21 protein-coding genes are annotated in these 23,364 nt (G+C 53.6%); 12 read left to right on the plus strand and 9 right to left on the minus strand.

Translation table 11 applies throughout. The features are described 5' to 3' along the window. The first annotated feature begins 3 nt into the window (after window positions 1–3). Together fucK and fucU are read left to right on the plus strand one after the other, a co-directional pair. Window positions 4–1,407 (plus strand): L-fuculokinase, encoded by a 1,404-nt coding sequence (gene fucK, locus L3069_RS04910; RefSeq protein ID WP_038415503.1) that lies wholly within the window; start codon window positions 4–6, stop codon window positions 1,405–1,407. After that, window positions 1,400–1,828: an L-fucose mutarotase gene (gene fucU, locus L3069_RS04915; RefSeq protein WP_022647241.1), complete on the plus strand. Its 429-nt coding sequence runs from the start codon at window positions 1,400–1,402 to the stop codon at window positions 1,826–1,828. Before fucK ends, fucU begins: the two co-directional genes overlap by 8 nt. 40 nt (window positions 1,829–1,868) lie before the next feature. Here the strand turns inward: fucU and cyoE are convergent, their stop codons facing one another. The 7 genes from cyoE to L3069_RS04950 all read right to left on the minus strand — a co-directional run bounded on the left by cyoE (window position 1,869) and on the right by L3069_RS04950 (window position 9,231). Continuing rightward, window positions 1,869–2,756, minus strand: coding sequence for a heme o synthase (gene cyoE / locus L3069_RS04920; RefSeq protein WP_022647242.1), 888 nt, complete (start codon window positions 2,754–2,756; stop codon window positions 1,869–1,871). A gap of 11 nt (window positions 2,757–2,767) precedes the next feature. Further along, on the minus strand, window positions 2,768–3,094 hold the full coding sequence (locus L3069_RS04925) for a cytochrome o ubiquinol oxidase subunit IV (RefSeq protein WP_006809888.1): 327 nt from the start codon (window positions 3,092–3,094) through the stop codon (window positions 2,768–2,770). Beyond that, entirely contained in the window at window positions 3,094–3,708 is a 615-nt protein-coding gene (locus L3069_RS04930) for a cytochrome o ubiquinol oxidase subunit III (protein ID WP_022647243.1), read from the minus strand. The genes L3069_RS04925 and L3069_RS04930 overlap by 1 nt, the downstream gene beginning before the upstream one ends. After that, on the minus strand, window positions 3,698–5,689 hold the full coding sequence (cyoB, locus tag L3069_RS04935) for a cytochrome o ubiquinol oxidase subunit I (RefSeq protein ID WP_006809887.1): 1,992 nt from the start codon (window positions 5,687–5,689) through the stop codon (window positions 3,698–3,700). Before cyoB ends, L3069_RS04930 begins: the two co-directional genes overlap by 11 nt. 16 nt (window positions 5,690–5,705) lie before the next feature. Next, complete coding sequence (gene cyoA / locus L3069_RS04940; RefSeq protein WP_006809886.1) at window positions 5,706–6,653, minus strand: cytochrome o ubiquinol oxidase subunit II; 948 nt, start codon at window positions 6,651–6,653, stop codon at window positions 5,706–5,708. A gap of 478 nt (window positions 6,654–7,131) precedes the next feature. Next, window positions 7,132–8,607 (minus strand): muropeptide MFS transporter AmpG, encoded by a 1,476-nt coding sequence (gene ampG, locus L3069_RS04945; protein ID WP_022647245.1) that lies wholly within the window; start codon window positions 8,605–8,607, stop codon window positions 7,132–7,134. A gap of 45 nt (window positions 8,608–8,652) precedes the next feature. Continuing rightward, on the minus strand, window positions 8,653–9,231 hold the full coding sequence (locus L3069_RS04950) for a lipoprotein (protein ID WP_022647246.1): 579 nt from the start codon (window positions 9,229–9,231) through the stop codon (window positions 8,653–8,655). A 303-nt stretch (window positions 9,232–9,534) separates the two neighbouring features. On the opposite strand from L3069_RS04950, the gene bolA reads away from it, so the two are divergent. The 9 genes from bolA (at window position 9,535) to L3069_RS04995 (ending at window position 19,899) form a co-directional block, all read left to right on the plus strand. Next, entirely contained in the window at window positions 9,535–9,852 is a 318-nt protein-coding gene (gene bolA / locus L3069_RS04955; RefSeq protein ID WP_003859051.1) for a transcriptional regulator BolA, read from the plus strand. 331 nt (window positions 9,853–10,183) lie between these two features. Next, on the plus strand, window positions 10,184–11,482 hold the full coding sequence (gene tig / locus L3069_RS04960) for a trigger factor (protein ID WP_006809881.1): 1,299 nt from the start codon (window positions 10,184–10,186) through the stop codon (window positions 11,480–11,482). Window positions 11,483–11,742: 260 nt separating this feature from the next. Then, window positions 11,743–12,366 carry an ATP-dependent Clp endopeptidase proteolytic subunit ClpP gene (clpP, locus tag L3069_RS04965; RefSeq protein WP_038415505.1) on the plus strand — a complete coding sequence of 208 codons (624 nt, stop codon included), beginning with the start codon at window positions 11,743–11,745 and terminating at the stop codon, window positions 12,364–12,366. 127 nt (window positions 12,367–12,493) lie between these two features. Beyond that, the gene (gene clpX, locus L3069_RS04970) at window positions 12,494–13,768 is read left to right on the plus strand and encodes an ATP-dependent protease ATP-binding subunit ClpX (protein WP_006809879.1); all 1,275 of its coding nucleotides are present in this window, start codon (window positions 12,494–12,496) and stop codon (window positions 13,766–13,768) included. Window positions 13,769–13,952: 184 nt separating this feature from the next. Next, the gene (gene lon, locus L3069_RS04975) at window positions 13,953–16,307 is read left to right on the plus strand and encodes an endopeptidase La (RefSeq protein ID WP_006809878.1); all 2,355 of its coding nucleotides are present in this window, start codon (window positions 13,953–13,955) and stop codon (window positions 16,305–16,307) included. A gap of 210 nt (window positions 16,308–16,517) precedes the next feature. After that, the gene (gene hupB, locus L3069_RS04980) at window positions 16,518–16,790 is read left to right on the plus strand and encodes a nucleoid-associated protein HU-beta (RefSeq protein ID WP_002444653.1); all 273 of its coding nucleotides are present in this window, start codon (window positions 16,518–16,520) and stop codon (window positions 16,788–16,790) included. Between the two features lie 212 nt (window positions 16,791–17,002). Next, the gene (gene ppiD, locus L3069_RS04985; RefSeq protein WP_038415509.1) at window positions 17,003–18,874 is read left to right on the plus strand and encodes a peptidylprolyl isomerase; all 1,872 of its coding nucleotides are present in this window, start codon (window positions 17,003–17,005) and stop codon (window positions 18,872–18,874) included. A 148-nt stretch (window positions 18,875–19,022) separates the two neighbouring features. Further along, on the plus strand, window positions 19,023–19,403 hold the full coding sequence (locus L3069_RS04990) for a helix-hairpin-helix domain-containing protein (RefSeq protein WP_038415510.1): 381 nt from the start codon (window positions 19,023–19,025) through the stop codon (window positions 19,401–19,403). A 97-nt stretch (window positions 19,404–19,500) separates the two neighbouring features. Next, window positions 19,501–19,899, plus strand: a complete 399-nt coding sequence (locus L3069_RS04995; RefSeq protein ID WP_017694410.1) for a YbgC/FadM family acyl-CoA thioesterase — start codon at window positions 19,501–19,503, stop codon at window positions 19,897–19,899. A gap of 62 nt (window positions 19,900–19,961) precedes the next feature. Here the strand turns inward: L3069_RS04995 and queC are convergent, their stop codons facing one another. Both queC and L3069_RS05005 read right to left on the minus strand, forming a co-directional pair. Beyond that, the gene (gene queC, locus L3069_RS05000; RefSeq protein WP_038415512.1) at window positions 19,962–20,657 is read right to left on the minus strand and encodes a 7-cyano-7-deazaguanine synthase QueC; all 696 of its coding nucleotides are present in this window, start codon (window positions 20,655–20,657) and stop codon (window positions 19,962–19,964) included. Between the two features lie 66 nt (window positions 20,658–20,723). Next, complete coding sequence (locus L3069_RS05005) at window positions 20,724–22,424, minus strand: SgrR family transcriptional regulator (protein WP_038415514.1); 1,701 nt, start codon at window positions 22,422–22,424, stop codon at window positions 20,724–20,726. A gap of 100 nt (window positions 22,425–22,524) precedes the next feature. Between L3069_RS05005 and cof the strand changes: the two genes are divergently transcribed. Beyond that, entirely contained in the window at window positions 22,525–23,343 is an 819-nt protein-coding gene (gene cof / locus L3069_RS05010; protein WP_003859037.1) for an HMP-PP phosphatase, read from the plus strand. Window positions 23,344–23,364: the final 21 nt, after the last annotated feature.

Raw genomic sequence — 23,364 nt, forward strand, 5'->3', positions numbered from 1 at the left:
GCAATGAAAAAATGTTTTCTGGTTCTCGATTGTGGCGCGACGAACGTGCGCGCCATTGCGCTGGATCCTGAAGGGAATATTGTGGCGCGAGCCTCGGTGGCGAACGAAAGCGAAAGTGCCGCTGAAAATCCGGCCTGGCACCAGTGGTCGCTCGACGCCATCATGCAACGTTTTGCCGTCTGTTGTCAGAAAATCAGCGCAGTGCTGAGCAAGCATCAACTGTGCGGAATGAGTGTGACGACCTTTGGCGTGGATGGCGCGCTGGTAGATGAGCGCGGAGAACTGCTTTACCCGATCATCAGCTGGAAATGTCCACGAACCGTGCCGGTGATGGAAGCGGTTGCCCGTTTGTGCTCCCCGGCTGAACTACAGCAGATCACCGGCGTTGGGCAGTTTAGTTTCAACACGTTGTATAAGCTAGGCTGGCTTCAGGACAACCATCCCAATCTGTTACAGCGTGCTCACGCCTGGCTTTTTATCTCCTCGCTAATCAACCATCGCCTGACCGGAAAAATGACGACCGATCTCACGATGGCCGGTACCAGTCAGATGTTCGATCTACATCAGCGGTGCTTCAGCGAAACGATCTTAAGCAAGATCGGCGTGCCTCATTCCCTTTTCCCGCCGCTGGTTTCCCCCGGAGAGATGATGGGTGAACTGCAGCCCGACGCTGCATCCAGACTCGGATTGCCTTGCGGTGTGCCGGTGATCTCCGCCGGGCACGATACGCAGTTTGCCCTTTTTGGCGCCGGTGCGGGAATTAATGAGCCGGTTCTCTCTTCGGGAACCTGGGAGATTTTAATGGCGCGCACCTCGCAGGTTGATACCGCTTTACTGGGGCAATACCCGGGCGCGACCTGCGAACTGGATAGCCGGACGGGGCTCTATAATCCGGGAATGCAATATCTGGCGTCTGGCGTACTGGAGTGGATCCGCGCGCTGTTCTGGTCGCCTGATGTCAACTGGGACACTATTCTGGCTCAGGCGGCGGCAATTCCGTACGGGGCGGATGGCGTCACGATGAATACCCAGTTGCTCGATTCTCCGCTCGCCGGCTGGCAGGGCGTTACGCTCACCACCACGCCAGCCCATTTTTACCGCGCAGCCCTGGAAGGACTCACGGTGCATCTGCAAGAAAAACTCCAGGCGCTGGAGGCGATCGCGCAATTTAAGGCGCGTGAACTCCTGCTGGTGGGGGGAGGTAGCCGCAATATGCTGTGGAATCAGCTCAAGTCCAATGCGCTTGGGATCCCGGTGAAGGTTCTTGAAGATGCAGATACGACCGTGCTGGGGGCGTCTTTGTACGGATGGTGGGGCGTCGGAGAAACGGCCAGCGCTGAGGCTGCTCGCGATCGGGTCCACTATCGTTACCGTTATTTCTATCCTGAGGAGCAAAGCCGTGCTTAAAACTATATCCCCACTGATTTCACCCGAGCTGCTGAAAACGCTGGCAGAGATGGGCCATGGTGACGAGATTATTTTTGCAGACGCTCACTTTCCCGCGCACAGCCTGGGGCCAAAGACGATCCGCGCAGATGGCCTGCTCATCAGCGATTTGCTGGCCGCGGTGATACCGCTGTTTGAACTCGACAGCTATGCGCCACCGCTGGTGATGATGGCCCCTGTCGACGGGGATACGCTCGATATACAGGTAGAAGCACGCTATCGCAACGCACTCTTTGGTGAGGCGGAAGGGGAGGGGATTACGCGTATTGACCGTTATGCGTTTTATGCGCGGGCACAGAAAGCGTACGCCATTGTGGTGACAGGCGAGACAGCGAAATACGGCAATATACTGTTAAAGAAAGGGGTTACGCCGTACCAATAAAAAACGCCGGGTTAAACCCGGCGTTTTTACTTCAGTCTTCTTACCAGACGTACGTCAGCAGGCTTTGTGAATCTGGCACCATGAAGTCTACGGACATCATCACGGACAGGGAGGTGATGGCGACAATCGAGAACACAAACAGCTTGCGTGCCCAGACCTTGTCATCTTCCACTTTGTAACCGCGCAGAGCCATGCCGAGCCACCAGACGCTCACCGCAGCGGCCACCACCAGATATTTATATCCGGCGTAACCGCCCAGAGAGAGCATCAGCGTTGCCACGGCAAAAGCGATGATGTACAGCGTGATGTGGTTTTTGGCAACTGAGATGCCTTTCACGACCGGCAGAACCGGAATGTTCGCTGCCTGATAATCCTTAAAGCGGAAAATCGCGATGGCGTAGGAGTGCGGCATCTGCCACAGGCTAAAGATAGCCAGCAGGATCAGCGCACCGCTGTCGAACTCGTTCGTGACGGCGCAGTAGCCAATCACCGGCGGCGCAGCGCCGGAGAGAGAACCAATCAGCGTGCCGTAGACGGAGTGGCGTTTCATATACAGGCTGTAGACGCCTACATACACCACGAACCCCATCACCCCCAGCCAGCAGGCCAGCGGGTTAGCACCAAACCACAGCAGCATAAAGCCAGCAATACCCAGCAAGGTGGCGTACACCAGCGAGACGGAAGGAGCAATCAGGCCTTTAACCAGCACCCGATTTTTGGTCCTTTCCATCTTCTTGTCGATATCCATGTCGATGTAGTTGTTAAATACACAACCGGACGCAACCACCAGTGACACACCGACCAGCGTGTAAATAAAGAGGGTGTAATCAATGCTGCCTTTAGAGGCCAGCAGGAACCCTCCGATTACGGAGATCAGGTTGCCAAAGATGATGCCTGGTTTCGTGACTTGCAGGTATTGCTTAAACATACTCGCCGCTCTTAGTGAACCATCATGTTGTAGTTAAGGTTCCACATAATCCAGATGGAACCGACTACCAGGATAGCGATGATAATCACGGTAAAGATAAAGGCCGTCATGTTCCAGCCTTCATCGGACTTGGTGTTCATGTGCAGGAAGCAAACCAGATGCACCAGAATCTGAATCACCGCGGTCACCAGGATTGCGCCCAGGATAACCGGCTTAGATGCAGAACCGTTCATCACCATCCAGAACGGGATCACCGTCAGGATGATCGACAGGATGAAACCTGTCATGTAGGTTTTTACGCTGCCGTGGGAAGCGCCATGATCGTTAGAATGACTCATTACATCGCCCCCATCAGATAGACAACAGAGAACACACAGATCCATACCACGTCCAGGAAGTGCCAGAACAGGCTCAGGCACATGATACGGGTACGGTTAGTACTGGTCAGGCCGCGACGGGAGATCTGGAACATCAGCACTGCCATCCAGATCAGACCCGAGGTCACGTGCAGACCGTGGGTGCCGACCAGCGCGAAGAACGCTGACAGGAAGCCACTGCGATCCGGACCAAAGCCTTCCGCAATCAGGTGATGGAATTCATAGATTTCCATCCCGATAAAGCCAGCACCAAACAACCAGGTCAACGCCAGCCAGGAAACAACCTGGCTTTTGTTGTTTTTGTACATGGCGATAGCCGCCATGCCGTAGGTGATGGAGCTGAATAACAGCAGTGCGGTTTCAACCAGAACGAACGGCAGCTCAAAGATGTCCTTACCGGTCGGGCCGCCCGCTGTGCCGTTCACCAGAACGGCATAGGTTGCGAACAGACAGCAGAACAGGATGCAGTCGCTCATCAGGTAGATCCAGAAACCGAAGACTTTCGTCGGTCCTGTATCATGGTGCGCATGTTCATGCGCGTGGGCAGTCGAGTGCGCCAGAGTATCAGTTGCCATTTTTCAGCCCCGCTTTAGAAATCTCGTCAAAATGCTGGTTTTCCAGCTTTTCAACTTCACGGACTGGTACGTAGTAGTCCACGTCCTCGTCAAAGCTCTTCACAATCCAGCTGATTACGATGCCAGCGAAGCCAACAATCGCCATCCACCAGATGTGCCAGATCATTGCGAAACCAAATACCGTTGCGAAGGCGGCAATCACGATGCCCGCACCGCTGTTTTTCGGCATATGGATCTCTTCGTAATGTTCAGGTTGCTTGTACGCTTCACCTTTTTCTTTCATTTCCCAGAATGCGTCACGCTCATGAATGTGCGGCACTACGGCAAAGTTATAGAACGGAGGTGGAGAAGAGGTAGACCACTCCAGCGTACGGCCACCCCACGGGTCACCGGTCAGGTCGCGGTTCAGGTTACGGTCACGGATAGACACGTAGTACTGAATCAGCTGGCACAGGATACCGCAGGCAATCAGCGCGGCGCCGCCCGCTGCAATCATCAGCATCGGATGGAACTGCGGATCGATCTGCTGGCTCAGACGACGGGTCATCCCCATGAAGCCCAGCACGTACAGCGGCATAAACGCCACGAAGAAGCCGATGATCCAGAACCAGAACGCGCGTTTGCCCCATTTTTCGTTCAGGGTGAAACCGAACGCTTTTGGCCACCAGTAGGTCACACCTGCGAAGCAGCCGAAGACGACGCCGCCGATGATAACGTTATGGAAGTGCGCAATCAGGAACAGACTGTTGTGCAGGACAAAGTCAGCGCCCGGAACCGCCAGCAGCACGCCGGTCATCCCACCTACGGAGAAGGTCACGATGAAGCCGATGGTCCACAGCATCGCTGAGTGGAACTGGATACGGCCCTGGTACATGGTGAACAGCCAGTTGAAGATCTTAACCCCGGTCGGGATCGCGATAATCATAGTGGTAATACCGAAGAAGGCGTTTACGTTGGCGCCCGCACCCATGGTGAAGAAGTGGTGCAGCCAGACGATGAACGACAGGACGGTAATACACACGGTTGCCCACACCAGAGAGGTGTAACCAAACAGACGTTTACGCGAGAAGGTTGCCGCGATTTCGGAGAACACACCGAACACCGGCAGAACCAGGATGTACACTTCCGGGTGACCCCAGGCCCAAATCAGGTTGATGTACATCATCATGTTGCCACCCATATCATTCGTGAAGAAATGGGTACCCAGATAGCGATCCAGGGTCAGCAGCGCGATGGTGACGGTCAGAATTGGGAACGACGCGATAATCAGGACGTTGGCGCACAGAGATGCCCAGGTAAATACTGGCATCTTGAACATCGTCATACCTGGTGCACGCATCTTCAGGATGGTCACGAAGAAGTTAATACCGGTCAGGGTGGTACCGACACCGGAGAGCTGAAGCGCCCAAATCCAGTAGTCAACGCCCACGCCCGGACTGTACTCAATTCCCGAAAGTGGCGGGTAGGCCAGCCAGCCGGTCTGAGCAAATTCGCCCACACCCAGTGACAGGTTAACCAGGATAACGCCGACAACGGTGAACCAGAAGCTCAGGTTGTTCAGGAACGGGAACGCAACGTCGCGCGCGCCGATTTGCAGCGGAACGACAACGTTCATCAGACCGATTACCAGCGGCATCGCCACGAAGAAGATCATGATAACGCCGTGAGCGGTAAAGATCTGATCGTAGTGGTGCGGTGGCAGGAATCCGGCTTCGCCCGCAGACGCAAGCGCCTGCTGGCTACGCATCATGATTGCATCCGCAAAGCCACGAATTAACATGACGATACCGACGATGCAGTACATGATGCCGAGTTTTTTGTGGTCAACCGAAGTCAGCCACTCGTTCCACAGGTAGCTCCACTTACCGAAGTAAGTGATCAGGCCAACTAAGGCCGCGCCACCAATGATAATTGCAGCAATCGTAACCATGATAATGGGTTCATGGTACGGCACCGCATCCAATGTCAATTTTCCGAACATTTTCTTCCTCGGCCCCTTAGTGAGCGGTTTCCGCGTGGCTCATGTCCATGCCTTCCATACCCTGGTGCGTGTTGTGCTCGCCTTCAGGCTGGGTCATGTCCATGCTCATGCCGTGATCCATAAATTTGCCAATAACATCTTTGAACAGATTCGGTTTCACGTTAGAGAAGTACTCCACCTTGTTGTATTCGCTAGGTGCAGCCACTTTTTCGAACGCCGCCATGTCAGACATGGTGTTTGGAGACTGCTTCGCTTTTGCAACCCACTGGTCGAAAGTCGCGCGGTCTGGCGTAGCGATAGCTTTGAACTTCATACCCGAGAAGCCCGGGCCACTATAGCTGGCGGAGATACCGTCGTAGGTGCCTGCTTCATTCGCAATCAGATGCAGGTTAGTCTGCATACCGGCCATCGCGTAAATCTGGCTGCCCAGACGTGGGATGAAGAAGGAGTTCATTACGGAGTTGGAGGTCACTTTGAACTGAACCGGAGTGTTCGCCGGGAAGGCGATTTCATTCACGGTAGCAATGCCCTGTTCTGGATAGATGAAGAACCATTTCCAGTCCATGGAGACCACTTCAATGGTAATGGGTTTTTCATCGTGAACCAGCGGTTTGCTCGGCTCAAGTGCGTGAGTGGTTTTCCAGGTCAGTACAGCAAGGAACAGGATGATCAGAATAGGTACCGTCCAGACCACAGCTTCCACTTTATTGGAGTGTGACCAGTTAGGGCTATACTTCGCATCTTTATTGCTCGCACGATACTTCCAGGCGAAACCAACAGCCATCAAGATGGCAGGAATAACCACAATCAACATCAGGCCAAAAGCCGTCAGTATCAATGAACGTTGTTCCAGTCCAATCTGTCCTTTGGGGTCTAGTAGTGCAGAATCGCAGCCACTGAGTAATACAGTGCCTGCGAATAATGACAACCATCCCAAACTTTTATTGTATTTCCTGAGTCTCATTTAACGACCTCAATTCCACGGGAGTCTGGTGGCGTTTAAAGTGTGGGGGCATTTTACGGGAAGGTTACATTACTGTAAACATCATTAGCCCTGTGTCAGGAAGGTGTTACTGGGTTCTGCCGCACATGTCACAAGTGTTGCAAATTATGTCGCGTTTCCAGACGGAAGCCGCACGGAGTGGGCGTTATAACGAAAGGGTGCCCCAGCATACCGCAAAAGGGACAATTGGTATAACCATTGCGAAAAACACACAATTAGTTAACAATTAATTATCAATAAAAAGACAACTAAAAAACGAAAATTCAATGTTTCGAATGCTGAATCGTTTAATGAAAAATAGCGTAGCGAAATAAGCTCCAATAATTTCCGAATGCTATCCCGCACAAAACAACAAATATTTTTTTTGTCGATGGCGGTTATTTCACCGTTATAATTTCGGGCTGTTATTACAACGGGAAATAACCTTTCGCTTTTTACTTCATGTCATCTGCGTCTTTCGTAATGACATGAAATCCAGCATCCCACCCGTCAGGATCCCCGCCAGGGCGAGAAACACACCTGCATCAAGCAGAAGGGTTTCAAAAGGAAGTGACAAGTCGGTAGTCGCATTCATGATGAGCACCGTGAGCCACCCTACCAGGGCAAGACAACCTGCCATTAGCAGACGCAGGGCAAACCGATAGGCAGCGTGATATTCCGTGCGCGGCATGAAGTGTTCCGTCCGCTGGGTATATTCCAGCGTCTGGCGACAGACCAGCAGCAATAAAATCCCCGGCACGGCCGCCACCACCGAGAAGAGATAAAAGGTCGGCCAACCGTAGGCTTCAACAAACCAGCCCGCGACGGGGCCAACGTATACGCGCCCGACGGCGGAAAGGGCAGAGAGCAGCGCAAACTGGGTAGCGGAAAATGACTTATTGCACAGCGTCATCAGCAGGGCGACAAATGCCGCAGTGCCCATACCGCCGCACAGGTTCTCAAAGAATACCGCCGTCCCCATACTGATCATATTCTTGTCGGTGATCGACAGCAGCCAGTAACCGGCATTCGATGCGCCCTGAAGGATGCCAAATATCAGCAGAGCGCGGAACAGCGTCAGGCGCTGCATCAATACGCCGCCGTACAGCGCGCCGACAATCGTGGCAAACAGACCCAGGGTTTTGTTCACCACGCCGACCTCGCCCGCATCAAACCCGACGCCGCGGATCAGGAAGGTAGTGGTCAGACTCATGGCGAAAGCGTCGCCAAGCTTATAAAGGACAATAAGCAGCAGGATCAGCCAGGCATTATTGCGACCAAAGAAGTCGCGCAGCGGTGCGGCGACGGCCTGCTCCAGCGAGCGTGGAACCGGGATCACATCGCTCGGTTCAGGCGCGAACAGGGTGGCAATAATGCAGGGGATCAGCAGTGCGGCCATCAGCCAGTACATGCCCTGCCAGCCGAGATAGCGGTCAGCAAGCCACAGTGCGAGTCCGCCGGAAACCAGCATACCCAGGCGGTAGCCGAGCACGCTGATTGCCGCACCGGCGCCACGCTCTTCCGCTGGCAGGACGTCCGTTTTCCACGCGTCAAAAACGATGTCCTGCGAGGCGGAGCAGAAGGCGATGACCACCGCAAGCGCGGCCATCCAGCGCAGCTGCGTTGACGGTTCAAGGAAACCCATTGCGGCAATGGCCAGCAACAGCAGCACCTGCGTCATCACTAACCAGCCGCGACGGCGCCCGAGGAACGGTGGGGTATAGCGATCCATCACTGGCGACCACAGGAACTTAAAGACGTAAGCCTGGCCGACGAGCGAGAAGAAACCAATGGTTTTAAGATCGATGTTCTCAACCGTCATCCACGCCTGTAACGTGCCGGAGGTGAGCGCAAGGGGTAAACCGGAGGCGAAACCCAGGATCAGCAGAATAGCTGATTTCGGTTGCTGGAAAATGCGTAAGTAGTGACTGGACATGTTCTTATGAACTGACCCGGTGAAGCACCGGGTCAGTCAGCAGGATTAACGTGCGTTCTGCTTGATGAAGTCGTGAATGCTGGTGTCCTGTGCCATGTCGGCAATGGTGTCAGTCAGCACGCTGTTAACCGCGTTAGCGATATTTTTGTTGGAGGCCTGGAATGCGCCTTCAACGGAATAGCTTGCACGGTAGTTTTTGTTCATCTTGTTGCCGTTCTTCGCGGTAGCGATGATGGAGATATCGGCTTTGGTCGCAATGTTGTAGCGAACGTTACCCTGGGAGACGTCAGCGTACAGGTTGTTCACGATGATTTGCAGATCAACCGCGCCGCTTGGGCCAATCATGTAGCCACGGGAGGTCATCTGTTTTTCCAGTACTTCCTGCAACAGGAAGCGCAGGTCGCGGGAAGCGGTCAGCGTAACCTGCTGGTTGTCGCGAGTCACTTTCGCCAGCGCCTGGTCCTGACGCTGATCGGCGCCATTAATGCTGACCGTCACGCCCATCAGGCTTGGATCCTGCTGAGGCAGGGTAATTTTTGGTGAAACGTCAATGGTCGTCGGCGGGGTTGCGCAACCGGCGAGCATAAAGAGTGCTACCAACGGAAAGAAGATTTTTTTTAACATTTTCGGGTTCTCAACGAATCGTAAGCAAAGAGAGAAAAATTGCCGCCATCATAACATCGCCAACGGCCAGGGGAAGTGGTCAACGCATGTAAATTCATCGCCTTGTCCGAAAACTGACCACCTTTCCGCTTTTCTCTGCCTGTAAGTGACAAAACGTATGAACCTCATAGTGAACTTCATCCGTTTGGATGAGAAAATCAGACGAAAGCTAAATATTTGTTGTCACGGTGTAATGGAATCGGTAAAAGCGGCTAATATTTAAAGGGATGGGTGACATCTTAGCGTTGTCGGAGGAGTGATTTCATGATGATACGTGAACAGATAGAAGAAAAATTAAGGGCAGCGTTCAACCCTGTGTTTCTCGAAGTTGTCGACGAAAGCTATCGTCATAACGTGCCGGCAGGTTCTGAAAGCCACTTCAAAGTGGTTCTGGTCAGCGATCGCTTCACGGGAGAACGTTTCCTGAACCGACACCGCTTGATCTACAGCACCTTGACGGAAGAACTCTCCACAACCGTACATGCGCTGGCGCTGCATACCTACACCATTAAGGAATGGGAAGGGCTGCAGGATACGGTATTCGCATCACCGCCTTGTCGGGGTGCAGGCACCATCGCCTGATAAATCGGATTTGCAACCGCCGGAGTTTTTCCAGTATGTTGCTTACAGATTTCGTCAAAACGGCCTTCGGGCCGTTTTGTTTTGTCTGAGTTTTGAGCGGATGGCGCGTTTTTAAGGCTAAAAATAGCCTTAAAGTGTGAAAAAAGCCGCAGCAACATGCTCCAACCGTTCTCGACTCACCTAAGTGATGCCGCTATAATGCCGCGTCTTATTGAATGTCTTCGGGATGATTCTGGCGACAGGGAATGTGAATCTGCACATAAGAGAGCATCCCGGTATAACAGACAGATTCAGAGTTGACCGAGCACTGTGATTTTTTTGAGGTAACAAGATGCAAGTTTCAGTTGAAACCACTCAAGGCCTTGGCCGCCGTGTAACGATTACTATCGCTGCTGACAGCATCGAAACTGCTGTGAAAAGCGAGCTGGTCAACGTAGCAAAAAAAGTACGTATTGACGGCTTCCGCAAGGGCAAAGTACCAATGAATGTTGTTGCTCAGCGTTATGGCGCTTCCGTGCGTCAGGATGTGCTGGGTGAACTGATGAGCCGCAACTTTATCGACGCGATCATCAAAGAAAAAATCAATCCAGCCGGCGCGCCAAACTACGTTCCAGGTGAATACAAGCAGGGCGAAGACTTCACCTATTCCGTAGAGTTCGAAGTGTACCCGGAAGTTGAGCTGAAAGGTCTGGAATCAATCGAAGTTGAAAAACCGATCGTTTCCGTGACTGACGAAGACGTTGACGGCATGCTGGATACCCTGCGTAAGCAGCAGGCGAACTGGAAAGAGAAAGAAGGCGCTGTTGACGCGGAAGACCGCGTAACCATCGACTTCACCGGTTCAGTAGACGGCGAAGAGTTCGAAGGCGGTAAAGCGTCTGATTTCGTACTGGCGATGGGCCAGGGTCGTATGATCCCAGGCTTCGAAGACGGTATCAAAGGCCACAAAGCAGGCGAAGAGTTCACCATCGACGTGACCTTCCCTGAAGAATACCACGCTGAAAACCTGAAAGGTAAAGCAGCGAAGTTCGTCATCAACCTGAAGAAAGTTGAAGAGCGCGAACTGCCAGAACTGACTGAAGAATTCATCAAGCGTTTCGGCGTGGAAGATGGTTCTGTTGCGGGTCTGCGTGCTGAAGTGCGTAAAAACATGGAGCGCGAGCTGAACGGCGCTGTACGTAACCGCGTGAAGTCTCAGGCGATTGAAGGTCTGGTGAAAGCGAACGACATCGACGTTCCTGCTGCCCTGATCGACAGCGAAATCGACGTTCTGCGCCGTCAGGCTGCACAGCGCTTCGGTGGCAACCAGCAGCAAGCGATGGAACTGCCACGCGAGCTGTTCGAAGAGCAAGCGAAACGTCGCGTTGTTGTTGGCCTGCTGCTGGGCGAAGTGATTCGTACCCACGAGCTGAAAGCTGACGAAGAGCGTGTGAAAGGCCTGATCGAAGAGATGGCTTCTGCATATGAAGATCCATCAGAAGTGATCGAGTTCTACGGTAAGAACAAAGAGCTGATGGACAACATGCGCAACGTTGCACTGGAAGAGCAGGCTGTTGAAGCGGTACTGGCGAAAGCGAAAGTAACCGAAAAAGAGACCTCTTTCACCGAACTGATGAACCAGCAGGCGTAATTTCGCCCCAACGGTTTAAAGTTTGAACAAAAAACCCGTTGCCCTCCGGCGACGGGTTTTTTTTATCACAGCTTTAGTCCTGGAAGGGTGCTAAAACGCCCTTTCAGTGTTAGCGTTACAACAAAACGTTGTTATGCTTGAAATAGGGCATGGCGACCCCCATTAGTATGTAATCACGATGATTGAGACTGGCTGATAATCCGTCCATAAGGTTACAATCAGTACAGCAGGTGTTTTCAATTTTGAACCAGGAGACGGAAATGTCATACAGTGGCGAACGAGATAACTTTACACCCCATATGGCGCTGGTGCCAATGGTTATTGAACAGACCTCACGCGGTGAGCGATCTTTCGATATCTATTCCCGTCTGCTCAAGGAACGCGTTATCTTTCTGACCGGCCAGGTGGAAGACCATATGGCTAACCTGATCGTGGCGCAGATGCTGTTCCTGGAAGCGGAAAACCCGGAAAAAGACATTTACCTGTACATCAACTCGCCGGGCGGTGTGATTACGGCGGGCATGTCTATTTATGACACCATGCAATTCATCAAGCCGGATGTCAGCACCATCTGTATGGGACAGGCGGCGTCCATGGGGGCTTTCCTGTTAACCGCAGGGGCGAAAGGTAAGCGTTTCTGCCTGCCTAACTCCCGCGTGATGATTCACCAGCCGCTGGGTGGTTACCAGGGCCAGGCGACGGATATTGAAATCCACGCCCGAGAAATTCTGAAAGTAAAAGCGCGCATGAATGAACTTATGGCGCAGCATACGGGTCAACCACTCGAGCAGATCGAGCGCGATACCGAGCGCGATCGCTTCCTGTCTGCACCTGAGGCAGTTGAGTACGGCTTAGTCGACTCCATTTTGACCCATCGTAATTGATGCCCGCGACGCGAGTGTGCCGCTATACTAATTTAGGGCGGCACGTTGCCTGTAAGCAGCTTGCGTCTGAGTATGGCATTTGCGTCGTCATGTGCGGCACATAGAACTTAAAAAGAGGTTTGGACTCATGACAGATAAACGCAAAGATGGTTCGGGCAAACTGCTGTACTGCTCTTTTTGCGGCAAAAGCCAGCATGAAGTGCGTAAACTGATTGCCGGGCCGTCCGTGTATATCTGCGACGAATGCGTCGATTTATGTAACGACATCATTCGCGAAGAGATTAAAGAAGTCGCGCCGCACCGTGAGCGCAGCGCGTTACCAACGCCACACGAGATTCGCCACCACCTGGACGACTATGTCATTGGTCAGGAGCAGGCGAAAAAAGTGCTGGCGGTGGCGGTATACAACCACTACAAGCGTCTGCGTAACGGCGATACCAGCAATGGCGTGGAACTGGGCAAAAGTAACATTCTGCTGATCGGGCCTACGGGTTCCGGTAAAACGTTGCTGGCGGAAACGCTGGCGCGCCTGCTGGATGTTCCGTTCACCATGGCGGATGCCACCACCCTGACCGAAGCCGGTTATGTGGGCGAAGACGTTGAAAATATTATCCAGAAGCTGCTCCAGAAGTGCGATTACGACGTACAGAAAGCCCAGCGCGGGATCGTCTATATCGATGAGATTGACAAAATCTCCCGTAAATCAGACAACCCATCCATCACCCGTGACGTCTCGGGCGAAGGCGTGCAGCAGGCGCTCCTGAAGCTGATTGAAGGTACGGTTGCGGCTGTTCCACCGCAGGGTGGGCGTAAACATCCGCAGCAGGAATTCTTGCAGGTTGATACCTCCAAGATCCTGTTTATCTGTGGTGGTGCGTTTGCAGGCCTGGATAAAGTGATCTCTCACCGTGTGGAAACCGGCTCCGGCATTGGTTTTGGCGCAACGGTGAAAGCTACGTCTGAAAAACCAAACGAAGGCCAGCTGCTGGCGCAGGTTGAACCGGAAGATCTGATCAAATTTGGTTTGATTCCGGAATTTATCGGCCGTCTGCCGGTTGTGGCGACCCTGAACGAACTGAGCGAAGACGCGCTGATTCAGATCCTGAAAGAGCCGAAAAACGCGCTGACCAAGCAGTATCAGGCGCTGTTTAATCTGGAAGGCGTTGAGCTGGAATTCCGTGACGAAGCACTGGACGCGATTGCCAAGAAAGCGATGGCGCGTAAAACCGGTGCCCGTGGCCTGCGTTCTATCGTGGAAGCAGCATTGCTCGACACGATGTACGATCTTCCTTCTATGGAAGATGTCGAAAAAGTCGTGATCGACGAGTCCGTCATTGGTGGCCAGACCAAGCCGTTATTGATTTACGGTAAACCGGAAGCGCAGCAGGCATCTGGAGAATAATTCACCATTTCATACAATCAGTTAATCAAAAAGGGGGGATTTTATCTCCCCTTTACTTTTTCCGTATTCATGGCGTTGAATGTATGGGAAACATCCCCATATACTGGATTACATGTTAATGGTTGTGTGAAGCACAGTTACATGACCAGTTTACCTGGCGGACACTAAACTAAGAGAGAGCTCTATGAATCCTGAGCGTTCTGAACGCATTGAAATCCCCGTATTGCCGTTGCGCGATGTGGTGGTTTATCCGCACATGGTCATACCCTTATTTGTAGGGCGGGAAAAATCTATCCGTTGCCTCGAAGCCGCCATGGATCATGATAAAAAAATCATGTTGGTTGCGCAGAAGGAAGCATCAACGGATGAGCCGGGTGTAAACGATCTTTTCACCGTCGGGACCGTGGCCTCTATTTTGCAGATGCTGAAGCTGCCAGACGGCACCGTGAAGGTGCTGGTGGAAGGCTTACAGCGCGCGCGTATTACCACTCTGTCAGACGATGGCGAGCACTTCTCTGCGAAGGCAGAGTACCTTGATTCACCGGAACTTGATGAGCGCGAGCAGGAAGTGCTGGTACGCACCGCGATCAGCCAGTTTGAAGGCTACATCAAGCTGAACAAGAAAATCCCACCTGAAGTGCTGACGTCGCTGAACAGCATCGACGATCCTGCACGTCTGGCGGATACCATCGCTGCGCACATGCCGCTGAAGCTGGCTGACAAACAGTCCGTGCTGGAAATGTCCGACGTTAACGAACGTCTGGAATACCTGATGGCGATGATGGAGTCTGAGATCGATCTGCTCCAGGTTGAGAAGCGCATTCGCAACCGCGTCAAAAAGCAGATGGAAAAATCGCAGCGTGAGTACTATTTGAACGAGCAAATGAAAGCCATTCAGAAAGAGCTCGGCGAGATGGACGATGCGCCGGATGAAAACGAAGCGCTGAAGCGTAAGATCGACGCGGCGAAGATGCCGAAAGAGGCGAAAGAGAAAGCCGAAGCTGAGTTGCAGAAGCTGAAAATGATGTCTCCGATGTCGGCGGAAGCGACCGTTGTACGCGGCTACATTGAGTGGATGGTTCAGGTTCCATGGAATGCCCGCAGCAAGGTCAAAAAAGACCTGCGTCAGGCACAGGAAATCCTCGATACCGACCACTATGGCCTGGAACGTGTGAAAGACCGCATTCTTGAGTACCTCGCGGTACAGAGCCGTGTGAACAAAATCAAAGGTCCAATCTTGTGCCTGGTAGGGCCTCCAGGGGTGGGTAAAACCTCTCTGGGCCAGTCCATCGCCAAAGCGACCGGACGTAAGTACATCCGTATGGCGCTGGGCGGCGTGCGTGATGAAGCGGAAATCCGCGGCCACCGTCGTACCTATATCGGTTCTATGCCGGGCAAGCTGATCCAGAAGATGGCGAAAGTGGGCGTCAAAAACCCGCTGTTCCTCCTCGACGAGATCGACAAAATGTCTTCGGACATGCGTGGCGATCCGGCGTCGGCGCTGCTGGAAGTGCTTGATCCAGAGCAGAACGTGGCGTTCAGCGATCACTACCTGGAAGTCGACTACGACCTGAGCGATGTGATGTTCGTGGCGACGTCGAATTCCATGAACATTCCGGCACCGCTGCTGGACCGTATGGAAGTGATCCGTCTGTCCGGTTATACCGAAGACGAGAAGCTGAACATTGCTAAGCAGCACCTGCTGCCGAAGCAGATTGAGCGTAACGCGCTGAAAGCTAACGAGCTGACCGTTGAGGACAGCGCTATTGTCGGCATTATTCGTTACTACACCCGTGAAGCGGGCGTGCGTAGCCTTGAGCGTGAGATCTCTAAACTGTGCCGCAAGGCGGTTAAGCAGCTGCTGCTGGATAAGAGCCTGAAGCACATCGTGATTAACGGCGACAATCTGCATGCTTACCTCGGCGTTCAACGCTTCGACTATGGCCGTGCGGACAACGAAAACCGCGTTGGTCAGGTGACTGGACTGGCGTGGACGGAAGTGGGTGGCGATCTGCTGACCATTGAAACCGCCTGTGTACCGGGTAAAGGCAAGCTGACCTACACTGGCTCGCTCGGTGAAGTGATGCAGGAGTCCATCCAGGCAGCGTTGACCGTGGTGCGTGCGCGCGCGGAAAAACTGGGTATTAACCCGGATTTCTACGAAAAACGCGACATTCACGTTCACGTTCCGGAAGGGGCGACGCCGAAAGATGGCCCAAGCGCGGGTATTGCTATGTGTACGGCGCTGGTTTCCTGCCTGACGGGTAACCCGGTCCGTGCTGATGTGGCCATGACTGGTGAAATTACGCTGCGTGGTCAGGTACTGCCCATCGGCGGGTTAAAAGAAAAACTGCTGGCGGCACACCGTGGTGGGATCAAAACCGTATTGATTCCTTACGAGAATAAACGCGATCTGGAAGAGATTCCGGACAACGTTATTGCCGATTTGCAGATCCATCCGGTGAAACGCATTGAGGAAGTTCTGACTCTCGCACTGCAAAATGAACCGTCCGGAATGCAGGTTGTAACCGCAAAATAGTGACCTCGCGCAAAGAGCGCTAATAAAAACAAGGCTGGTAAGTCATTTCGTACTTGCCAGCCTTTTTTTGTATAGCTAATTTAGATTGCTGATTGGGTTAGCCATCAACAACGGGTGTTGTAAGGTCATAGCAGGACTGATATAACTGCTGCGCGGTCGCGCTGTGAAGGATTCAGGTGCGATATAAATTATAAAGAGAGGAAGAGAACAGTGAATAAATCTCAACTGATTGACAAAATTGCTGCGGGTGCTGATATTTCTAAAGCTGCAGCTGGACGTGCTTTAGATGCTTTAATTGCTTCTGTTACTGAATCTCTGCAAGCTGGGGACGACGTTGCACTGGTAGGCTTCGGTACTTTTGCGGTTAAAGAGCGTGCTGCCCGTACTGGCCGCAACCCGCAGACCGGTAAAGAGATCACCATTGCTGCCGCTAAAGTGCCGGGTTTCCGTGCAGGTAAGGCGCTGAAAGACGCAGTAAATTGATTGCTTTCCCGCTCCAGGGAAGCTGAAAAGTACAAGGGCGCATCGTTTGATGTGCCTTTTTTGTTTGTCCAGACCTGATTTGTGCGAGTTTATGCGAGTTGTGGGCTGACAATTGCCCTGTTTTCTTGTCACAATACGCCTTTACGCGCGACGGTCAGGATTTTCCGTCAGCGTCAGGTAACCAGTCACCTACAGCGGAGTGTTGTTACACCATGATGGACAGCTTACGCACGGCTGCTAACAGTCTCGTGCTCAAGATTATTTTCGGTATCATTATCGTGTCGTTCATATTGACCGGTGTGAGTAGTTACCTCATCGGCGGTGGCGCGAACTACGCCGCAAAAGTGAATGGCCAGGAAATTAGCCGTGGGCAGTTCGAGAACGCTTTTGCTGGTGAACGTAACCGCATGCAGCAACAGCTGGGCGACCAATACTCTGAACTTGCAGCCAACGAAGGCTATATGAAAAACCTGCGTCAGCAGACGCTGAACCGCCTTATCGACGAAGCGCTGCTGGACCAGTACGCGAAAAGCCTCGGTCTGGGCATCAGCGATGAGCAGGTTAAAAAAGCCATCTTCTCAACGCAGGCTTTCCAGTCTAATGGGAAGTTCGACAACGCGCGTTACAACAGCATTGTTAACCAGATGGGGATGACGGCTGACCAGTACGCACAGGCGCTGCGTAACCAGTTGACCACGCAACAGCTGATCAACGCGGTGGTGGGCACCGATTTCATGCTGAAAGGCGAAACTGAAGCGCTGGCGGCACTGGTAGCGCAGCAACGCGTGGTGCGTGAAGCGACGATTGATGTCAATGCACTGGCGGCGAAACAGCAGGTTAGCGACGCTGAAGTTAATGCTTACTACGAGCAAAACAAGAACAACTTCATCTCTCCTGAACAGTTCCGCGTAAGCTATATCAAGCTGGATGCTGCCGCGATGCAGAAAAACGCGACTGACGCCGAGATCCAGTCTTATTACGACCAGCATCAGGATCAGTTCACTCAGCCGCAGCGTAACCGTTACAGCGTGATCCAGACCAAAACGGAAGCAGAAGCAAAAGCCGTGCTGGACGAGCTGAACAAAGGCGCTGATTTCGCGACCGTGGCGAAAGCAAAATCCACCGACATTATTTCTGCCAAAAACGGTGGTGATATGGGCTGGCTGGAAGATTCCACTACCCCGGACGAGCTGAAAAATGCGGGTCTTAAAGAGAAAGGCCAACTGTCTGGTGTAATCAAATCCTCCGTTGGCTTCCTGGTGGCGCGTCTGGACGATGTCGTGGCGGCGAAAACCAAGCCGCTGGCTGACGTTCGTGATGATATCGCTGCGAAAGTGAAGCAGGAGAAAGCGCTGGACGCCTTCTATGCTCTGCAACAGAAAGTGAGCGATGCCGCAAGCAACGACAACGAATCACTGGCGGGCGCTGAGCAGGCTGCTGGCGTGAAAGCGGTTGAGACGGGCTGGTTCAGCCATGAAAATCTGCCGGAAGAACTGAACTTCAAACCGGTTTCAGATGCCATTTTCAATGGTGGTCTGGTAGGTGAGAACGGTACGCCGGGCAGCAACTCAGACATCATTACCGTTGACGGTGACCGTGCGTTCGTACTGCGCGTCAGCGAGCACAAAGCCGAGGCAGTGAAGCCCCTGGCGGAAGTGAAAGATCAGGTGGTGGCGCTGGTCAAACACAACAAAGCGGCACAGCAGGCAAAACTGGATGCAGAGAAAATTCTGGCCGATCTGAAAGACGGTAAGAACGATGCACTGAAAGCGGCTGGCCTGAACTTTGGCGAAGCCAAAACGCTGAGCCGTACCGGTCAGGATCCTGTCAGCCAGGCTGCGTTTGGTCTGAGCCTGCCGGCGAAAGACAAACCTGTCTTTGGCACCACGACCGATATGCAGGGTAACGTGGTGATTCTGGCTCTGGATGAAGTCAAAGCCGGCACGCTGCCAGACGCGCAGAAGAAGGCCATGGTTCAGGGAATTACCCAGAATAATGCCCAGATTGCTTTCGAAGCGATGATGAGCAACCTGCGTAAAGAAGCCAAAATCAAGCTGGGTGATGTGGTGACCCAGGAGCAATAATTACGTACCTGCTCGCAGATTTTCGTAACGCTCTGCAAAAACTAAAGGCCGCTTTCGCGGCCTTTTCCATTTCTGCAATCTGCTGTTTGTCCCTGTTTTCTCGTACGGCTATCGTGGCGTGGCTGTCAACAAACAAGGAGAAAACAGCATGAAATGTGGAATCAAAGCACTGTTAATTACACTGGCTATTGCCACTTCCGGGATGAGTGCGGGCGCGCTGGCGGCGTCGCCCTCGGCTAAAGCGCAGGCTGCACAGACCAAAACAGACTCAGCTGCGCAGGCTTATACGCAATCAAAAGCGACTGATGCCGGTAAAAGTGCAGAGGATGACGGTACGCGAGTCAGCATCAATTCGGCATCGGCAGAAGAGCTCGCGCGCGTGATGAACGGTGTGGGACTTAAAAAAGCCCAGGCCATTGTTAGCTACCGCGAGGAGTACGGTCCTTTCAAAACCCTTGACGATCTCAAGCAGGTGCCGGGTATGGGCAGCGCGCTGGTTGAGCGCAATCTCGCACACCTGACGCTGTAATCGCGTAATCACTTGCACTGCGGCAAAAATTTGCCAGGATAAAGAGGTCATACCAGTTATGACCTCTGAACCTATAACAACGAAAGGCTATTGCGCTATGCAGACACAAATCAAAGTCCGTGGTTATCACCTCGATGTTTACCAGCACGTCAATAACGCCCGCTACCTTGAATTTCTTGAAGAGGCGCGCTGGGATGGCCTGGAGAACAGCGAAAGCTTCCAGTGGCTGACCGCACACAACATCGCGTTTGTGGTCGTCAACATCAACATTAACTACCGCCGCCCGGCTGTGCTGGGGGATGTGCTCACCGTGACCAGTGAGGTCCAACAACTGAATGGCAAAAGTGGTGTATTGAGCCAGGTCGTCACGCTTGAGCCAGAAGGGCAGGTGGTGGCCGATGCGCTGATCACCTTTGTCTGTATCGATCTCAAAACCCAGAAAGCGTTGCCGCTGGAAGGGGAGTTGCGCGAAAAGCTGGAGCTGATGATCGCATAAGTAATATTCAGGAATGCCCGCGCTGTCGACTCCTGTTGTACGACAGCGCGGACAGTTAGCCCTTATTTCAGACCGGTCTTTTTCTGCATCGCGGCCATCACGCCCGCTTTATCCGCAAGATAATGATTCAGACCGTTCGCGCGCAGGTTACAGGCGGCACACTGCCCGCAGCCGTCCCCTTTAATGCCGTTGTAGCAGGTCAGGGTCTCGTTGCGAACGACATCCACCTTGCCCCAGTAGTCGGCCAGCGCCCAGGTTTCGGCTTTATCCAGCCACATCAGCGGCGTTTCGAAGCGGGTCTCTTTTGCCATTCCCAGATCGACGGCGTGATTGAGTGCTTTCACGAATTCATCCCGGCAGTCCGGGTAGCCAGAGAAGTCGGTCTCACACACGCCCGTGATCACCGCTTCGGCTTTCACCTGGTAGGCATAGATCGCCGTCAGGGTCAGGAAGAGAATGTTGCGGCCCGGTACGAAGGTGTTCGGAATGCCGCTGGCATCCGGTTCGTAATCAGGCACCGGAATGCTGTCGCGGGTGAGGCTGCTGACGGCCAGTTCATTTAACAGCGTCACGTCCAGCACTTTATGAGCGCGGGCGCCCAGTTTGAGAGCCAGTTCACGAGCGACATCGATTTCAGCGCGATGACGCTGACCATAATCAAAAGTGACGCAGTGCACTTCATCATACTGGTGAAGCGCCTGAATCAGGCAGGTGGTGGAATCTTGTCCTCCGCTGAACACGACGACGGCACGTTTCATAGATCATCTCGACAGTTACAGTAAAAGCGTCATGTTAACGCCTGGCTAAAGCGGCGACCAGCTTCTTCACGCGTTTGGTGGAGGAAGCCAGGCTTCGGTGAAGTCAAACCAGCCGCGAGTGTTAAGGCGTATGCCGTTGACGCCCGGAGGCGCGCTGATTTGATACTGGTAGTTAAAGAGCGGCGTCAGGACGGCTGTCTCCATTAACCGGCTGAATATAGCCTGAAGTCCTGCGTGTCGGTCACGCTCGTCGGCCTGCGACTGCACCGCATCCAGCGTGGCCTGCAAATGGGCGAATGCCGGTGCGCTCAGCAGATGCGGCCAGAGCGCATCGCAGCGGAGCCACTGCTCAAGCGTGTACGCCGGCGCTTCGCCAATCAGTCTGTCTCCCATCATGATGTCTGCATCGGCAAGCTGCTGGCACCCGTCCCACGTTTTGGCGTCATGAAAGATGACGGTCAGTTCACAACCCTGCCGCGCAAGGTATGCTTTTAACTGGCTGGCCATGGTGTGAAGCTCAACCGGCAGGTGGTAGACCAGCGTCAATGCCTCTGGCAGCGCAACGTCGGTTAAATCAGGCCATTGGGGGATCGCCCAGCCGGGAAGCAGTTCCTCGGAAGGAGTGATGAGCCCTTCGTTCAGGGGAAGCGTGTGCAGCAGCGTTGAGAGATGAATGATATTAATCAGCCGCTTTGCCTGAAGTTCGCTCAGACGTGGACTCTGTTTCAGCGTGAGGTAGCAGAAGCCCAGACTGGTGCTGTTACTCACCAGCCGCAGGCTGGCCAGCTCGTCGGCCTCGCCAATGGCGATTTGCACCGGGTGGCGACAGCTGGTGCCCAGACTGTAGTCAAAAAGCTGGGGCGTGATCCAGTACTCGATAGCCTTAAGCAACGGATGGCCAAGATGATACTGCTCGTGGCTTTCCAGACGCACCAGTTCAGGCTCAAAAACGCTCAGCCGAAAGGGACCGCTGCCCACCACAGGGTAATCGGGATGCGCCAGACGGCTACAGTAGGTTGCCAGCCTGTGCGCCAGCCAGTAGTCAGGTTGATGGAGAATAAACGTCAGGCACTGCGGGTGCGTGGTTTCGATACGTAAGACGCTGCGGAACAGCGTGCCCATGCCGGGCTGCGATAACAGCGCCGTCAGGCTTTGCCGGAGCTGTGCCGTCTCTATTTTATCGCCGTTATGCCAGTGCAGAGTGGAGCGAATGTAGAAATGCCAGCACAGGCCGTCAGCGGAGACTTCCCAGTGATGCGCCAGATCGCCCGTGGGTTCACTGCTGTTACCATTAAAACGCGTCAAACCAGAGAATACCTGTCCCGCCAGATGCTGCTCCGCCCGGCCAGGGAGAAACCCCGGCTGAAGCGGCTCCAGCGAGCGATAGTAGGGAATACGCAGCGTCGGCGTATCGTTCTGCCACTGCCCGCCCATAAACGGATGCAGCAGCGATCGCAAATCTTCAGGCGCGAGCTGGGCCAGCTCCAGCGCGTTGTGCTGCTGTCCACTTTTCAGGGCCTCTTCCATCATCGTATTACGCAACGAATCCGGGGTGACGTGAAAGCGTAATTCCCCACGCTTACCTCGTCCGGAGCGGGCGTGCCAGCTTAGCCAGCCCGCCTCCTGCGCCTGGCGCAGCAGGGTGCGAACATGTCGCTCGCTGCAAAAGCAGCGGCTGGCAAGTTCACTGATGGTCACCTGCTGCGGTGCGCCGGCAGACGGGTGCCACAGACGCTGATACTGGTTAAGACGGTTAAGCTGGCGCATGAAAACCCGGAACAATAATTATCATCTATTCACTATTACTTCCGTATATCCCACGTAAAACTGATGCACAAGTTAACCGCATCACATTTCGGGAGTAATCATGGCTCGGCTCGCTGCATTTGATATGGACGGCACGCTGTTAATGCCGGATCACCGTTTAGGGGAGAAAACCCTGAACACTCTTAAGCGCCTGCGCGAGCGTGAAGTTACCCTGACGTTTGCTACTGGTCGTCATGTGCTGGAGATGCGCCATCTGCTGGGGACATTTGCCCTCGATGCGTTCTTGATCACCGGCAACGGAACGCGCATTCACTCCGTCGACGGCGATGTGCTGCACCGTCAGGATCTGAATCCGGAGGTGGCGGACATTGTCCTGCACAGCACCTGGGATACGCAGGCCAGCGTGCATGTTTTTAATGATGAAGGCTGGTTTACCGGGCGTGAGATCCCGGCCTTGCTGCACGCACACGTTTACAGCGGCTTTAAATATCAGCTTATCGATTTGCGCCGCATTCCGGCACACAAGGTGACCAAGATCTGCTTCTGTGGCGATCACGACGATCTCTGCCGTCTGCGTATTCAGCTTAACGAGGCGCTGGGCGAACGGGCGCACCTGACCTTCTCGGCGGTGGACTGTCTTGAAGTGCTGCCGGTGGGCTGTAACAAAGGATCCGCGCTGGCGGTGCTGAGCGATCATCTTGGGCTGACGATGCAGGACTGTATGGCCTTTGGTGACGCCATGAACGACCACGAGATGCTGAGCAACGTAGGTCGTGGGCTGATTATGGGGAACGCGATGCCGCAGCTTATCGCCGCGCTCCCGCATTTACCGGTTATCGGACACTGTCGTAACGAAGCGGTGTCCCATTTTTTGACGCATTGGCTGGACAAAAATAACCTCCCATATTCCCCCGAATAGTGAGACCCTTCCAGCAAGCCA

Source organism: Enterobacter cloacae complex sp. ECL411 (genome assembly GCF_021869665.1).
Classification (GTDB): domain Bacteria; phylum Pseudomonadota; class Gammaproteobacteria; order Enterobacterales; family Enterobacteriaceae; genus Enterobacter; species Enterobacter intestinihominis.

What these genes read in the sequence shown, in the direction of transcription:
- L3069_RS05005 (WP_038415514.1), bottom strand. Translation starts at nt 22,424, where the DNA reads ATGCGCCAGCTTAACCGTCTTAACCAGTATCAGCGTCTGTGGCACCCG.
- cyoE (WP_022647242.1), bottom strand. Translation starts at nt 2,756, where the DNA reads ATGTTTAAGCAATACCTGCAAGTCACGAAACCAGGCATCATCTTTGGC.
- fucK (WP_038415503.1), top strand. Translation starts at nt 4, where the DNA reads ATGAAAAAATGTTTTCTGGTTCTCGATTGTGGCGCGACGAACGTGCGC.
- tig (WP_006809881.1), top strand. Translation starts at nt 10,184, where the DNA reads ATGCAAGTTTCAGTTGAAACCACTCAAGGCCTTGGCCGCCGTGTAACG.
- L3069_RS04995 (WP_017694410.1), top strand. Translation starts at nt 19,501, where the DNA reads ATGCAGACACAAATCAAAGTCCGTGGTTATCACCTCGATGTTTACCAG.
- lon (WP_006809878.1), top strand. Translation starts at nt 13,953, where the DNA reads ATGAATCCTGAGCGTTCTGAACGCATTGAAATCCCCGTATTGCCGTTG.
- L3069_RS04930 (WP_022647243.1), bottom strand. Translation starts at nt 3,708, where the DNA reads ATGGCAACTGATACTCTGGCGCACTCGACTGCCCACGCGCATGAACAT.
- L3069_RS04925 (WP_006809888.1), bottom strand. Translation starts at nt 3,094, where the DNA reads ATGAGTCATTCTAACGATCATGGCGCTTCCCACGGCAGCGTAAAAACC.
- cof (WP_003859037.1), top strand. Translation starts at nt 22,525, where the DNA reads ATGGCTCGGCTCGCTGCATTTGATATGGACGGCACGCTGTTAATGCCG.
- clpX (WP_006809879.1), top strand. Translation starts at nt 12,494, where the DNA reads ATGACAGATAAACGCAAAGATGGTTCGGGCAAACTGCTGTACTGCTCT.
- ppiD (WP_038415509.1), top strand. Translation starts at nt 17,003, where the DNA reads ATGATGGACAGCTTACGCACGGCTGCTAACAGTCTCGTGCTCAAGATT.
- ampG (WP_022647245.1), bottom strand. Translation starts at nt 8,607, where the DNA reads ATGTCCAGTCACTACTTACGCATTTTCCAGCAACCGAAATCAGCTATT.
- cyoA (WP_006809886.1), bottom strand. Translation starts at nt 6,653, where the DNA reads ATGAGACTCAGGAAATACAATAAAAGTTTGGGATGGTTGTCATTATTC.
- L3069_RS04990 (WP_038415510.1), top strand. Translation starts at nt 19,023, where the DNA reads ATGAAATGTGGAATCAAAGCACTGTTAATTACACTGGCTATTGCCACT.
- queC (WP_038415512.1), bottom strand. Translation starts at nt 20,657, where the DNA reads ATGAAACGTGCCGTCGTCGTGTTCAGCGGAGGACAAGATTCCACCACC.
- bolA (WP_003859051.1), top strand. Translation starts at nt 9,535, where the DNA reads ATGATGATACGTGAACAGATAGAAGAAAAATTAAGGGCAGCGTTCAAC.
- cyoB (WP_006809887.1), bottom strand. Translation starts at nt 5,689, where the DNA reads ATGTTCGGAAAATTGACATTGGATGCGGTGCCGTACCATGAACCCATT.
- clpP (WP_038415505.1), top strand. Translation starts at nt 11,743, where the DNA reads ATGTCATACAGTGGCGAACGAGATAACTTTACACCCCATATGGCGCTG.
- L3069_RS04950 (WP_022647246.1), bottom strand. Translation starts at nt 9,231, where the DNA reads ATGTTAAAAAAAATCTTCTTTCCGTTGGTAGCACTCTTTATGCTCGCC.